Here is a 15070-nt window from a genome sequence, read left to right as displayed (position 1 = left end):
CCCCCTTTTTCCAGGCAGTTGACAACGAAGACGATGAACCGCGCCTCGGCATCAGCCGCGCGCCTCAAGCCGCGGAGCCGCCGCACGGCGGCCGCCTCCGAGCGTCAGCGCCAGATGCAGCGCCAGCGCCGCCGCGCTGCCCGCCGCGAGGATCAGCAGCAGGCTGGCCGGAGCGCCGCGCAGCAGGAGCGCCGCGGCATAAACGGAGGCGGTGCTGAGCAGATGCGCGCCGAGCGAGATCCAGAGCGAGCCGCCCGCCGCGCGCAGCAGGCCGTAGACGAGCGCGCCGAGCGCCGCGAACAGGCCGGTCTGGACATTCAGGAACACCGCGCCGAACAGCAGCGCCTGCAGCGCGACGGAGGCGGCAAGGCCGAAGCTGCGGCGGAACGCCCGCAGCAGCAGGCCGCGGAACAGCAGCTCCTCCAGCAAGGAGCCGAGCAGCAGGCTGCCGAGCAGGAAGACGAGCGGACTGCCGCCGGCTACGAAGCCGGCCAGTCCGGCGATCGCCGGCAGCTCCTCGCGGACGAGCGGCAGGCCGGTGAACGAGGCGATGAACAGCCCGAGCCAGACGCCCGACAGAGCCGGGGCCGCCCATCCGCGCGGGGGCCGGCCGAGGCCGAGCTCCGCCGCCCCGACGCGCTGCAGCCGCAGCAGCAGCGCATAGGCAAGCAGCACGGGCGGATTGACGAGCAGCAGCAGGCCGTTCGGATTGGCGGCGAGCCACTCGCGCAGGGCGGGCGGCGAGCCGCTGCCGTACAGATAGCTGCTGGCGAGCGTCAGGATGGCGGCGTACAGGCCGACATAGAGCAGCGCCTCGGCGAACGCGCGCAGCGTTCTCATGCGCTCGCCGTCCTTCCGGCCGGCGCCTTTTCCGCCGGCCGCCTTTTGAACAGGAGCAGCACGCCCGCGGCGATCATCGCCAGCGAAGCGGCCATGATGACGGAGAGCGCCGCTGCGCCGCCGAGATTCGGCGCGTAATGCCAAAGCGCGTACTGCAGCCCCTGGCAGGCGATCTGCGCGGCGATCGGGGCCCAGATCGAGTCGAGCCGGACGTAGAGCAGGCCGAACAGCACCGCTCCGAGAAAGCCGTAGAGCGACAGCGGCACGTCGCCGAGGAAAAACAGCGCGCCGTACAGCGCCCCCTGGAGCGCGATCGCCGCCCACACCGGCATGAGCCGGCGGAAGCTGTTCAGCAGCAGCCCGCGGAACAGCGTTTCCTTATACACGTTGCCGAGCAGCAGGAATCCGAGAAAGACGTACCAGTCGGCGCGGTTGATGTAGTCGAACAGCGTCTGGAACTGGTAGTCCGACGAGCGGATGAGCGGCAGCTGCGAAAACGCGGCCGTGAACAGCCCGGCGCCGAGGCCGATCCAGACGCAGATCAGCACGGACGTAGGCTCGATCCGCCGGAAGCGGGCCTCGCGGAACAGATTCTGGCGGAACAGCAGCCAGATCGCGCCGATCATGAGCGGCAGGCCGACGATGTCGTTGAGCAGGATCGTGACGAGCGTATTTTTCTGGAACCAGGCCGTATCCCGGTACACATAGTCGAAGAACAGCGTCGTAACCGTGAAGAACCAGGCGAAATAGATGCCGATGATGACGACGGGACGCAGCAGGCCGTCTTTCCATTTGTTCATCCTTGGACCGTCCTTTCCCTCAAATTCGCGCGCTCGCCGGCGGCGTCCGCCAGCCGCTGCCGCGAGGCGTAGCGGAGCCGCAGCCATCCGGCGGCGGCGAGCATCAGCAGCAGGCTGCCCGCCGCGACCGACGCCGCGCCGGCCCCGCCCAGCGAGCCGACCGCCTCGTAGACGCCGGCCGGCTTGGCCGCGAAGATCAGGCTCATCGCCGTGATCTGCACGAGGATCGGCGCCCACAGCGAGTTCAGCGAGATACGCAGGTAGCCGTACAGCAGCCCCGAGCCGAAGCCGATGACCGAGAGCGCCGGGCTCGGCTGGAAATAGGCGTATGCGAGCGCCTGCAGCAGCAGCGCCGCCGCGGCCGGCATCATGCCTCGCAGCTCCCGCAGGATGAGCCCGCGGAACAGCAGCTCCTCGTAAGCCGGAGCGACAAGTCCCGCTCCGAGGATGGCGAGCAGCAGATGATCGCCGCGCAGCAGGTCGTCCACGAGCGCCGGAATCGACGGATAGGCTTCCGCGACGGCGGGAATCTCGATCAGGCCGATGCTGAACAGGCAGCCGAGCACGCCGATGAGCGCGCAGCCGAGCGCGGCTCCAGCCGGCAGGCGGCGCAGTCCAGCCGCTTCGGCCAGCGAGGGCGACCCGCCGCGCGTCAGGCGGCGGACGCCTGCGAAGGCAAGCGCGTAGACAAGCGTGATCGACGCGAACAGCGTCGCCATGAACAAGGCCGGATTGCGGCCGAGCAGCTCGACGAACGGAGCGGTCCAGTCGATCCGGTACAGATGGTTCAGCCCGTACAGCAGGGCGTAGAACACGCCGAGATAAAACGCGATGCGGGCGATCGCGAAGGCGATCTTTTTCATGAGGAGATAATCCCCTTTCCTTGGTCTTGCTTGTCCGGCCGGCTCGCGGCGGCTTCCCGGTACAGAGCCGCCGCGCCGCGCAGCAGCTCGGCATAGCCGGAGGCCCAGCCTCGGACGAGCTCGGCCGGGAACTGCCGGGCGGCGTAGGTCCAGGAGCAGCGGAGCGGCAAGCCCGGCTCGCCGGCCCAGACGCTCAGCTGATGATCGAAGCGGTCGAGCAGCTCGCCTGCCGGCGGCAGCGGCGTCTCCGGCGATTCGAGCCGGAACAGCGGAGCGGCGCTCCAGCGGCCGGCGGACGGGCGGACGCGGCGGATGCGCTCCGCGGGGATGCCGACGCCGGAGGCCAGCGCCGCTTCGGCCGCGTCCAGCAGCTGCTCCATGCTTGCCAGCTCCCGAAAATCGGCGTTCCATACCGTGATCCGCCCCTGGCCGACCGTAGCGGCGATTCCGATGCGCTCGGCGCCAGCCGTCCGGCTCCAGTGGAGCAGGTACAGCCCGAGCAGCGCGCTTTCGAGCCGCGCGCCGCGCGCCTGCGCCATGGCGGCCAGAGCGGCGGCGGCGGCAGGCTCCAGCTCGATGTCGAGCCGGCCCTCCCTCGGCCCCGAGCGGACCGTCTGCGGCGGCTCGCCGGGAAGCGCCACGACCGGCCCTTCGAGGACGGCATCGTCCCCGGACCTGCTGTCGATGCGCGCGGCCAGCTTGCGGACCGTCGGGTAGCTGAACAGATCGGCGACCTGCAGCGCGCCGGGATAGCGCTCCTCCAGCCGCTGATGCAGCCGCAGCAGCAGCAGCGAGTCGCCGCCGGCTTCGAAGAAGCTGCGCCGGACGTCCGGCTCGCCGCCGCCGAGCAGCTCGCCCCACAGCGCCGACACCGTCCGTTCCGTCTCCGTCCCGGGCCGCTCGCGGGCTTCGCCGGCCGCAGCGGCCGGCTGCGGCTCCGGCAGCGCCCGCCGGTCGGTCTTGCCGCTCGGCGAGAGCGGCATGCGCTCCAGCCGGACGAACGCGGCCGGAATCATATAGTCGGGCAGCTCGCGGGCAAGCGCTTCGCGCAGCTCCCGCTCGGGCAGGATCGCTGCGGCCGTGTAGTAGGCGCACAGATAATCGGCCCCTTCGTCTCCGGCGCGGCGGCGCAGCAGCACGGCGGCCTCGCCGATGCGGGGATCGCGCTGCAGCGCGGCCTCGATCTCGCCGCATTCGATCCGGTAGCCGCGCAGCTTGACCTGATGGTCGAGCCGGCCCAAGTATTCGAGCTGCCCGTCCGGCAGCCAGCGGGCCAGATCGCCGGTGCGGTACAGACGACCGCCGCCGCGGAACGGGTTCGGCACGAACTTCTCGCGCGTCAGCTCGTCCCGTCCGAGATAGCCCCTGGCGAGGCCGATGCCGGCGATGCACAGCTCGCCCGGCACGCCGGGCGGCTGCATCCGCAGCCCCGGGCTCGCGACGTACAGCGCGGTCCGGTCGATCGGCCGACCGATCGGCACGCCGCCGCCGCGCAAGCCTTCGCGGCTGCAGTTGTAGAAGGCGACGTCGACGGTCGCCTCCGTCGGGCCGTACAGATTGACCAGCTCCGCCCCGCAGGCGCTGCGGATGCGGGCCTCGAACCGCTCGGCGAGGCTCGCGCCCAGCGCCTCGCCGCTCGCGAAGACGGTGCGCAGCGTCGCCAGCGAGCCGGCTCGCGCCGCCTGCCGCGCCGCCGCATCCTCCAGAAACAGATGCAGCATCGACGGCACGAAGTGCATCGTCGTCACTCCCGCCTCGGCGACCGCGCGCGCGATCGCAGACGGGTCCTTCTCGCCGCCCGGCTCCAGCAGATGCGCCGACGCTCCGGCGAAGCTCCACCACATCAGCTCCCAGACGGAGACGTCGAAGGTGACGGGCGTCTTTTGCAGGATGACGTCCTGCGGCGCCAGCGGATAGGCCCGCTGCATCCAGCGCAGCCGGTTCAGCACGGAGCGGTGCTCGACCATGACGCCCTTCGGCCGTCCGGTCGAGCCGGAGGTGTAGAGCACATAGGCCAGGCTGCCTCCGCCGTGGCCGGCCGGCGGCGGCGCCGGATCGTCGTGGCGGCCGACCGCCTCCGCGACGTCGAGGCGCGTCGCCGCCGCCCCTTCCGGCAGCCGGACGTCCCCGGCCGTCAGCACGAGCGGCGCGCCGGAGTCCGCGAGCATGTAGGCGATGCGCTCCGCCGGCAGCGACGGCGACAGCGGCACATAGGCGGCTCCCGCCTTGAGGATGCCGTAGATCGCGACGATCAGCTCCGGGCGGCGCTCCATGCAGACGGCGACGAGCGCCTCCGCTGCGACGCCGCGGGCCAGCAGCTCGCGGGCGAGCCGGTTCGACGCCTCGTCGAGCTGGCGGTAGGTGAGCGATCCGTGCGCGCTGCTCACGGCGAGCGCCTCCGGCGTCAGCCGCGCCTGCCGGCGCAGCACGCCGTCCAGCGTAGCCGGTCCCGCCGCTGCGGCGAAGCCGGGCTCCGCCGGACCGATCGCGATCGCATCCGCCGGTTGGAAGCGCCGCTCCTGCGCGCGCTCCTCCGCCGCCGTCAGAAGCGGCAGCTCGGCGAGCGGCCGGCCGGCATCGGCGCAGGCCGCCTCGAGCAAGGCCACGTACCAGCCGGCCATGCGGCTGGCGTCCTCCTCCGTCAGCAGCGCCGACGCGTACTCGACCGTCAGCTCCACGCCTGCCTCGCGCTCCGCGAGCTCGAAGGTGAGGTCGAGCTTGGCGGCGTCCTGCCGCAGCCGGAACGGCTCGAGCCGCAGCCCGCCGGCCTCGCGGACCGGAGGCTCCATGTTCTGCCAGACGAACATCGTATCGAACACCGGGTTGCGGCTCGGATCGCGGCCGGCGCCGAGCGAGGCGGCCAACAGCTCGAACGGCAGCTGCCCGTGGTCCATCGCCTCGACGCTGGCGCGCCCCGCCGCCGCGACGAGCTCGCGGAAGCTCGACGCTCCCGCGGCGGGCAGACGCAGCGGCAGCGTCTGCACGAACATGCCGACGACCGGCTGCAGATCGGGGTGGAAGCGCCCGCCTGCCGGCGTGCCGACGATCAGGTCCTCCTCCCCGGTCATCCGATAAAGCAGCGCGGCATAAGCGGCCAGCAGCACCTGATACGGCGTCGCCTCCAGCTGCTCCGCGAGCCGCAGCGCCGAGCGGCGGACCGGCTCCGGCAGCATCCGGGCGACGCGGCCGCCGCGCCCGTCCGGACGATCCGGACGCGGACCCGCCAGCGGCAGGTCGAGCGCCGGCAGCGGGCCGGCGAGCTTGCTTTTCCAGTAGCGCTGCTGCCGCTCCCGCTCCGGCGTCTCCAGCCAGCTCCGCTGCCAGACGGCGGCGTCGACGAGCCGCAGCGCCAGCGGCTCCGGCTCCCTGCCGTCATAAAACGCCGCGAAGTCCCGCGCCAGCGCGTTCAGGCTGAGGCCGTCGGAGACGATGTGATGCATGTCGAGCAGCAGCGCCCCTCCGCGCTCGTCCCGCAGCAGGCCGGCGCGCAGCAGCGGCGCCTGCGTCAGGTCGAACGGCCGCACGAAGCCGGCCGACGCTTCCTCCAGCGTCCCGGCAAGCCGCTCTGCCGTCAGGACGACATCGCGCTCGACAATCTGGACCGGATGGCCGTCGCTCCAGCCGAAGCGGGTGCGCAGCGCCTCGTGGCGCTCGACCAGCCGGCGCAGCGCTCGCTGCAGCCGCTCTTCATCGAGCTCTCCCTCCAGCCTGAGGCCGAGCGGCAGGTTGTAGGCGATCCCGTCCGGATCGAGCCGATGCAGGATGAACAGCCGGTTCTGGGCCGGCGTCAGCGGATAATGCCCGCGCTCTCCCGCCGACGGAAGAGGCGGCGATCCGGATGCTTCGGCCCGGCCGACCCGCAGCGCCATCTCCTCCAGCACGGGAGCCTCGAACACATCCCGCAAGGAGAACCGGACGCCGAACGTCCGCTCGATCGCTCCGGCCAGCTGCGCCGCGCGCAGCGAGTGGCCGCCGGCGCGGAAGAAATGCGTCTCCGCCGTCAAATCCCGGACGCCGAGCAGCTCCGTCCACAGCTCCGCCAGCCTCCGCTCGGCCTCGCCGGCCGGCGGCCTGCCCGTCGGCGCTCCCCCGCTCCAGTCCGGCGCCGGCAGCCGCTTGCGGTCGGTCTTGCCGCTCGGCGTCAGCGGAAACGACTCCAGCGCCACGAACCGCGCCGGCAGCATGTAATCGGGCAGCCGCCTGGCAAGCCGCTGCGGCAGCGTCCTCGCGGCCAGCTCGGCGCGCTCAGGCTCCGTCAGCCCGCAGGCGACGTACAGGCATAGCTGCGGCTCGCCGAGCGGATCGTCCGCGAGCATCGCCACGGCGTCCAGGACGCCGGGAACGTCCATCGCGGCCTGCTCGATCTCGCCGCATTCGATCCGCTGGCCGCGCAGCTTGACCTGATGGTCGAAGCGGCCTCGGTATTCCAGCGATCCGTCCGCCAGCCAGCGCGCCTCGTCGCCCGTGCGGTAGACGCGCGTGCCGTCCGCCAGCGCGGCGAACTTCTCCGCCGTCAGCTCGGGCCGGTTCAAATAGCCGCGGGCAAGTCCGGCTCCGGCGATGCACAGCTCTCCCGGCGCGCCCGGCGGCAGCGGCTGCAGCCGCTCGTCCAGCACATGCAGGACGATGTTGTCGATCGGGCGGCCGATCGGCAGCGGTCCGCCGCCGTACTCGGCGCAGTCGTAATGGCTGACGTCGACGGCCGCCTCCGTCGGGCCGTACAGATTGACGAGCCTCGGCAGCGGGCTGCCCGCAGGCCGCAGCTGCGCGAGCTGGGCGGCGTGGGCCGGCTTCAGCGCCTCGCCGCTTGCGAAGACGAGCCGCAGGCCGGCCAGCGGCCGGCTGCCGCCGCAGGCCGCCGCATACGGAAGGAACGTCCCCAGCATCGACGGCACGAAGTGCATCGTCGTAATGCCCTGCTCGCGGATCGCCCGCAGCAGGAGCGAGGGATCCTTTTCGCCGCCAGGCTCCAGCAGATGGACCGACGCCCCCGCGAGGCTCCACCAGAACAGCTCCCACACCGATACGTCGAAGGTGGCTGGCGTCTTGTGCAGGATGACGTCGTCCTCCGTCAGCGGATAGGCGCGCTGCATCCAGCTCAGCCGGTTGACGATCGCCCGGTGCTCGATCAGCACGCCCTTGGGGCGGCCGGTCGAGCCGGACGTGTAGATGACGTAGGCGAGCGATTCGGGCGACGCCTCGGCCGCAGCGTCGAGCTCCGGCAGGAGCTCGCCCGGCGCGGACGCCTCCGCGGTCAGCGCCTCCGCGACGAGCGTCTCCAGCTCCAGCCGCAGCCGCCTCGGCTCCGCGTCCGCCAGCTCCATGCAGGCGCCTCGCGAGGCGAGCAGCAGCCCGCAGCCGCTGTCGTCCGCGATGTCGCGCAGCCGCTCCGGCGGCTGGTCCGGGTCGATCGGCAAGTAGGCGGCCCCGGCCTTCAGCACGGCGAGCAGGCCGGCCATCATCGCCAGCGAGCGGCGCGCCGCAACGGCCACGATCGCGTCCCGGCCGGCGCCGGCAGCCCGCAGGCGGACGGCGATGCGGGAGGAGACGCGGTCGAGCTCGCGGTACGTCCAGAAGCCTTCGGCGGAGCGGACCGCGGGACGGTCCGGGCTTCTCCGCGCCTGCTCGGCGAACAGGCCGTGCAGCGTGCTTCGATCCGGGTACGCGGCCGTCGTCGCGTTCCACTGTTCCAGCAGCCGCGCTTCCGAGCCGGTCAGCCGCATGAGGACGCCGAGCTCGGCATGCGGCTCGCGGACCGCCCGCCGCAGCAGCTCGATCCACGTCTCGGCCAGGCGCCGGACCGTCTGCGGCTGAAGCAGCGCCGCCGCGTACTCCAGCTCGCCGCGCAGCCCGTGCGGACCGTCGCCGTACAGGTCGAGCTTGAGATCGAGCTTGGCCGTGCCGGCGCCGCCCCAGCGCACCGGCTCCAGCGCGCAGCGGCTGCCGCGGACCGCCAGCTCGCCGCCGAACTGGCTGTGCAGGACGAGCATCGTGTCGAAAAGCGGATTGCGGGCCGGATCGAACGGGCCGCCCGCGAGCTCGAGCAGCCGCTCCGGCGGCAGCTCCTGATGCTCGATCGCGGACAGCAGCCGCTCCTGGACGTCCCGGGCCGCCCGCTCCAGCGGCAGCCCGCGCGGCAGCGCGACCCGGATCGGCAGGAACGAGTTGAACATGCCGATCATCGAGCCGGTGTCGGGATGGGAGCGGCCGGCGCCGAGCGCGCCGATCATCAGCTCCTCCGCCCCGGTCCAGCGGGCGAGCAGCGCGCCGTACAGCGTGAACAGCAGGCTGTTCAGCGTCACGCCGCAGCGCGCCGCGAGCGCTTCGAGGCCGTCCGTCAGCCCCTCGGGAAAATCGAACGCCAGCAGCCCGCCCTCGAAGGAGCGGCTCGCCCCGCGCGGCCGGTCGAGCGGCAGCTCCGGCTGCGGCAACGGAGCCGCGAGCTGCTCGCGCCACCAGGCGGCGCTCGCTTCGGAGCGCGCGGAGCTGCCGGCGTCCGGCAAGTCGCCGCTCGCCTCGAAGCGCGCGGAGCCGCCGGCGTCCGGCGAGTCGACGCTCGCTTCAGAGCGTGCGAAGCCGGCGTCCGGCAAGTCGACGCTCGCCTCGGAGCGCGCGGAGCCGCCGGCGTCCGGCGAGTCGACGCTCGCTTCAGAGCGTGCGAAGCCGGCGTCCAACCAGGCGGCGTAGTCCTTGAATTGGACCGCCGGCGCGGGCTCGGGCAGGCCGCCCTCCAGGAGGCGGACGAGCTCCTCCAGCAGCAGGCCGACGGACACGCCGTCCACCGCGAGATGATGCAGGTTCAGCAGCAGGAAGCTTTCGCCCTGACCGCCTTCGGCATAACAGGCCGCAAGCGGCGGCGCGGCGTCCAGCGGCAGCGGACGGAGAAATGACTTCATCGCCTCCGGCAGAGCTTCCTCTCCGGCGATCCGCATGCGCTCCAGCCGGACCTCCGCCTGCGCCAGCACGAACGCGCGCGGCTCGCCGCCGGCATCCCGCACCTCGGTGCGCAGCGGCTCATGACGGTCGACGAGCGCCTGCAGCGCGGCGAGCACCGCTTCGGGGCCGGGCGATCCGACGAGCCGAAGCGCCAGCGGCACATGGTAGGCGAGACCGATGCCGCCCTGCCGCTCCAGCAGCGCGAGCCGCGCTTGGGCGGGATGGAGCGGGTAGCTCTCCGCCGGCGCCGCCGGAAGCAGCGGCTCCCTGCCGGAGCGCTCCGCTTTGTCGAGCCAGGCGGCCTGCTCGCGGATCGTTGGGCGGGAGAATACTTCCCGCACCGGCATCCGGACGCCGAGCCGGCGATGGATCAAGCCGGTCAGCGCGGCTGCAGTGAGCGAGTGCCCTCCGAGCTCGAAGAAGGAATCCAATACGCCGACATCGGCCCGGCCCAGCGCCTCCCGCCACAGCTCCGCAAGCTCGCGCTCGCTCGCCGTCGCCGGCCGCTCGCGCTCGGCGCCCGCCGAGCCTGCCGCATCGCCCGGCTGCGGCAGCGGCAGCGCCTTGCGGTCGACCTTGCCGGTCGGACCGAGCGGCAGGCGATCCAGACGGACGAGATGGGTCGGCATCATGAACGGTGGCAGCCCCTCCGCCATCCAGCGGCGCAGCGATGCCGCGTCGAAGCGATCCGGCGCGGCGACGACATAGGCGCACAGCTCCGCCCGGGGAGGCTCGCCGACGAGGCCGACATAAGCTTCCTCCGCCTGTCCGCTTGCCAGCAGCCTCGCCTCGATCTCGCCGAGCTCGATGCGGAAGCCGCGCAGCTTGACCTGTTGGTCGAGCCGGTCGAGGAACTCGAGGCTGCCGTCCCGGAGCCGCCGCACGAGGTCGCCGGTCCGGTACATGCGCTCGCCGGCGCGGAAAGGATGCGGCATGAACCGCGCCTCCGTCTCGCGCGGCAGTCCGACATAACCGGCCGCTACGCCGCCGCCTGCCACATGCAGCTCGCCGGGAACGAGATCGGGCGCGAGCCGTCCGCAAGCGTCGAGCACGAGCGCCTCCGTGCCGTCGACCGGCCAGCCGATCGGCAGCGAGGCCGCTCCCGGCGCCGGCGGCCGGACCGGCCAGGCGGTGGCGAACACGGTCGTCTCCGTCGGCCCGTACACATGCAGCAGCGAATCCGGGCCGAGCGCGGCAAGCGCTTTGAGCGCATGGGAGACGGAAGCCCGCTCGCCTCCGAACAACAGCTTGCGCAGCCGCGGCAGCCCGTCCAGGCCGTAGGCCGCCAGCGTGTTGAACAGCGCCGTCGTGGCGAACAGCACCGTCACGCCTTCTTCCCGCAGCCGCCGGACGAGCGTCGGAGCGTCCATCGCCTCGTCGCTGCCTGCAAGCACGAGCCTCGCCCCGTTCGTCAGCGCCCCATAGATGTCGAACGTCGAGCCGTCGAACGCATAGCTCGACAGCTGCAGCAGCACGTCGTCCGGACCGATCTCCACATAGCCCGGCCGATCGACGACGCGCGCGACGTTGCGATGGGTCGTCCGAATTCCTTTCGGCCTGCCGGTCGAGCCGGAGGTGTAGAGGATGTAGGCCAGATCGTCGGGCGAAACGAAGCTCTCCGCGCGCTCCGCGGCTTCCCCGGCCGGGCCGGCGGAAGCCGTGCGCGGCAGCGGCGAGTCGGGCGAAGAGCTGGACGGACAGCGCCCGGCCAACGTCTCGGCCTCGATCAGCCGCACCGGACGTCCGCAGGCGGCGATCGCCTGCCGGCACAGCGGGAGCGCGGCTTCGTCGGCCAGCAGGATGTCGGCCTCGGCGTCGGCCAGCATGAATGCCGCGCGCTCCGCCGGATAGCCCGGATCGATCGGCACGTACGCGCCTCCGATCCGCAGGCTGGCGAGCAGCGCCGCCAGCTGCTGCGGCGAGCGGCCCATCGCGATCGCGATGCGGGAGCCGCGGCCGAGGCCGAGCGCGGAGAGAGCCGCCGCGACGCGTCCGGAAGCTTCCCACAGCCGGCCGTACGTCCAGCTGCCGCCTGCGAACGAGACGGCGATGCGCTCCGGCGACGCCAGCGCGTGCCGGCCGATCCGCTCCTGCAGCGGGACGGCGTCTCTTTCCGGCCAGCGGCTGAGGCCGCGCAGCAGCAGCAGCGCGCGCTCCTCCTCGTCCATCAAAGGGAGAGAAGCGGCGGGGCGCAGCGGATCGAGCGCCGCCTCGCGGGCCAGCTGCGCGTAATGGCGGAGCAGCTGCCGGGCCGTCTCGCCGTCGAACAAGTCCTCCGCATATTCCAGCCGGATCGACAGCCCTTCCGGACCGAGCCCGCATTCCCAGAACAGATCGAACTTGCAGGAGCCGGTCTCGATCAACGCAGGCCGCAGCGCCAGCTCCTCCGTGCGGAACTCCGGCAGCTCCACGTTCTGGAGCGTGAACGCCGTATCGAACAGCGCCGCGCGGCCCGGCTCGCGAGCCGCTCCGACGGCCTCGACGATCGCCTCGTAGCCGATCGCTCCGTGCTCGATCGCTTCGGCAGCCGCTCCACCGGCCGTCCGCACCCAGTCCAGCACGCTGCCCTCCCTGCTGCCGGTCAGCCGCAGCGGCAGCAGCGTCGCCAGCAGGCCGACGGTGCCGACCGTCTCGCGGCGGGTGCGGCGGGCGTACGCCGTGCCGACGACGGCGTCGTCTTCGCCCGCGTACCGCTCGAGCAGCACGCCGTAGACGGCGAGCAGCGCGCCGTACAGCGTCGTCCCGGCGCGGCGCGCGAGCCGGCCGAGGCCGTCCGTAAGCTCCGGACCGAGCGCGAGCCGCTCCGACCGTCCGCGGAAGGTCGGCCGTGCCGGGCGGAGCCGATCCGCCGGAAAAGCGGCGGCGGGCACGCCGGACGAGAACCGGTCCCGCCAGTAGCGCCGTGACCGCTCGGCAGCCGCGCCGCCCTCCTCCTCGCGCTCCCGCTCGGCGATGTCGCCGATGCCCGGAGCCGGCTCCGGCAGCGGCCGGCCATCGTACAGGGCGGCCAGCTCCTGCATGAGCACGCCCATCGAGCTGCCGTCCGTCACGAGATGATGCAGGTCGAGCAGCAGGCGGCGGAGCCCCTCCGGCAGGAGCAGCAGCTCCAGCCGCAGCAGCGGCGCCCGCTCCAGCTCCATCGGCCGGGGAAAGGCCCGCGCCCGCTCGGCCGCGGCCGCCTCGGCCTCCTGCGGCGCGAGCCCCGTCAGGTCGACGGTCGCAAGCGGCAGCTCCGCGCGGTCCGCGATCTCGGCGACGAGGACGCCGTCCTCCGCGACGCGGAACGAGGTGCGCAGCGCGTCATGACGGGCGAGCAGCTCCTGCCAGGCGCGCCGCAGCCGGTCCGCGTCGAGCGGACCGTCGACAGCGATCTCGTACGGCAGCTGATAGCTGAGCGAGCCCGGGTACAGCTGCTCGTGCACATGCAGCCGCCGCTGCGCAGGCGTCGCGGGATAGCCGGCGCGCATCCGCCTCCGGATCGGCTCGGCCGGCGGTTCGATCCGCGCCCCCTCCGCCTTGCGTTCCTCGATAAAGGCCGCCAGCGAGCGAGCCGTATCGTGCCGGAGCAGCTCCGTCAGCGGCAGCGGCGTCTCCAGCTCCTCCTGAATGCGGGCCGCCGCAAGGGCGGCGCGCAGCGAATTGCCTCCATGCTCGAGAAAGGAATCGTCCCGGCTGAGCCGCTCCGTGCCGAGCAGCTCCCGCCAGATCGCGAGCAGCCGGCGCTCTGTCGCCGTCTCCTCCTGCGGCAGGCTTGGCGGCTGCTTGCCCGTCGCCCCGCGCGGCTCGCCAGCGCCGGCGCCTCTCGCCGGAGCGGGCCGCTCCTCTTCCGCGGCCGTCTCCGCTGACGCGGACGGCGGCGCCCCCTTCGCAGGGGACGCATCCGCCGCTGCGAGGGACGCATCCGCCGCTGCGGAAGACGCATCCGCCGCTGCGGAGGACATATCCGCCGCCGCAGCCGCAAGCGCTGCCGCCTCCGCCGCCTCCAGCGCGGCGAGCGCCTCGTCGAAGCGGCCGGCGAGCAGCTCGTCCGCCAGCTCGAAGCGCTTGATTTTGCCCGAGGTCGTCTTGGGGATGCGCTTGACCGGAATGACGGGGCCGGCTTCAAGTCCGGCCCGGCGGCTCAGCAGGACGCGCACGCTGCGGCGGATGTCCAGAAACGACTCCGGCTTGCCGCGATGCTGCACGAATACCGCCGCGGCCTCGGAGCCGGATGCCGGGTCGGCGACGGCGCAGACCGCCGCCTTGCCCGCTGCGCATGCCGGCAGCTCGGCCAGCAGCTCCTCCAGATCATGCGGATAATAGTTCTGGCCGTTGACGAGCAGGATGTCCTTCACCCGTCCGGTCAGATAGAGCCGCCCTCCGTGGAAGAAGCCGATGTCGCCGGTGTTCAGCCAGCCGTCCCGGATCAGCGCCTCGTTGACGTCCGGACGGTTGTAGTAGCCTCCCGTCACGTTGAGGCCGCGGATGCAGACGAGGCCGGCCTCGTCCTCGCCAAGCCTGCGGCCCAGCTCGTCGAACAGCGCGGCCTCGCAGCCGGCGACGGACGAGCCGAGCTCCACGAGCTCCATCGCCTGCGGATCGCCGGCCGCCGCGAAAGGCACCGGCTCTCCGGGACGCAGCCGTCCGCGCCGGACATGGACCGTGCGCAGCCGCTCGTCCGGGTCGGGGAAGGTGACCGCCAGGCACGCCTCGGCGAGGCCGTAGACGGGAAAGAGAGCTTGCGGCCGCAGCCCGTAAGGCGCGAGCCGCTCCAGGAACGAGCGGCAGGCGTCCGCCGAGATCGGCTCGGCACCGTTGAACAGCAGCCGCACGGCGGACAGATTCCAGCCCTCCGCCTGCTCCGGCTTGAAATGCTGGAGCAGATGAAGGAGGCCGAAGTTCGGCGAGGCGAGGCAGGTGATCCGCTCGCGGGAAGCGAGCTCCAGCCAGCTCATCGGCCGCAGCACGAACTGCGACGTCGGCATCAGCCACTGGGTCATGCCGGCCAGCAGCGGCGACAGATGGAAGCCGATGAGGCCCATGTCATGCGTCAGAGGGAGCCAGCTGAGCGAGGAATCTTCCGGCCCGGAACGGGCTCCGTCGACGATGCCCCGCATGTTGGCGAGCAGGTTGGCGTGCGTCAGCACGACTCCTTTCGGATCGCCTGTCGATCCCGAGGTGAATTGGATGAACGCGGGCTCGTCCGGATCGGCTCGATGCGGCTGAGTCGTCCCGCCGTCCGCCGCCGGCTCCAGCTCCGCGATCCGGATCACGTCCGCGCCGCCCGCCGCCTCGGCGAGATCGGCATCGGCGAGCACGAGCGGAGCGGGCAGCTGGGCGAGCACGGCCGCCAGCTTGCGGCGCTGCTCGTCCGTCCGCGCCGCCGCGAGCGGCACCGGCACGGCGCCTCCGAGCAGGCTGGCCCAGAACAGCTCCAGGAAGCTTTCGTTGCTTTCGGTCTGAAGCACGACATGCCGGCCGGGCCGCAGCCCGCGTCGGCGAAGGGAGCCGAGACAGCCGAGCGCGCGGCGCTCCAGCTCGGCATAGAGGAGGAAGCGTTCGCCGGACGGCTCGGCGAAGACGATGCCGGATGCATCGCGCCTTCTCGCGGCGAGCAGCCCGGTCAGCGTGAGGAAGGAGTCCATGATGTCG

At 72.4% G+C, this 15070-nt stretch carries 4 protein-coding genes; all 4 read right to left on the bottom strand.

Annotated elements, in window-relative coordinates; genetic code table 11:
* Nucleotides 1-51: 51 nt before the first annotated feature.
* The 4 genes from NYE40_RS08050 to NYE40_RS08035 are packed head-to-tail and all read right to left on the bottom strand — an operon-like array spanning nt 52 to nt 15063.
* Nucleotides 52-840: a CPBP family intramembrane glutamic endopeptidase gene (locus NYE40_RS08050; protein ID WP_339279759.1), complete on the bottom strand. Its 789-nt coding sequence runs from the start codon at nt 838-840 to the stop codon at nt 52-54.
* The gene (locus tag NYE40_RS08045) at nt 837-1640 is read right to left on the bottom strand and encodes a type II CAAX endopeptidase family protein (protein ID WP_339279758.1); all 804 of its coding nucleotides are present in this window, start codon (nt 1638-1640) and stop codon (nt 837-839) included. Before NYE40_RS08045 ends, NYE40_RS08050 begins: the two co-directional genes overlap by 4 nt.
* Nucleotides 1637-2503 (bottom strand): CPBP family glutamic-type intramembrane protease, encoded by an 867-nt coding sequence (locus NYE40_RS08040; RefSeq protein ID WP_339279757.1) that lies wholly within the window; start codon nt 2501-2503, stop codon nt 1637-1639. Before NYE40_RS08040 ends, NYE40_RS08045 begins: the two co-directional genes overlap by 4 nt.
* The gene (locus tag NYE40_RS08035; RefSeq protein WP_339279756.1) at nt 2500-15063 is read right to left on the bottom strand and encodes an amino acid adenylation domain-containing protein; all 12564 of its coding nucleotides are present in this window, start codon (nt 15061-15063) and stop codon (nt 2500-2502) included. The genes NYE40_RS08040 and NYE40_RS08035 overlap by 4 nt, the downstream gene beginning before the upstream one ends.
* Nucleotides 15064-15070 lie beyond the last annotated feature (7 nt).

Source organism: Paenibacillus sp. FSL W8-1187 (assembly GCF_037965485.1).
Taxonomy (GTDB): Bacteria; Bacillota; Bacilli; order Paenibacillales; family Paenibacillaceae; genus Paenibacillus_O; species Paenibacillus_O pasadenensis.
Note: the sequence above shows the minus strand (reverse complement) of the source record. Positions and strands in the feature narration are given on the sequence as shown.

Coding starts and splice junctions, on each gene's coding strand:
- NYE40_RS08045 (WP_339279758.1), bottom strand. CDS start 1,640: ATGAACAAATGGAAAGACGGCCTGCTGCGTCCCGTCGTCATCATCGGC.
- NYE40_RS08035 (WP_339279756.1), bottom strand. CDS start 15,063: ATGGACTCCTTCCTCACGCTGACCGGGCTGCTCGCCGCGAGAAGGCGC.
- NYE40_RS08040 (WP_339279757.1), bottom strand. CDS start 2,503: ATGAAAAAGATCGCCTTCGCGATCGCCCGCATCGCGTTTTATCTCGGC.
- NYE40_RS08050 (WP_339279759.1), bottom strand. CDS start 840: ATGAGAACGCTGCGCGCGTTCGCCGAGGCGCTGCTCTATGTCGGCCTG.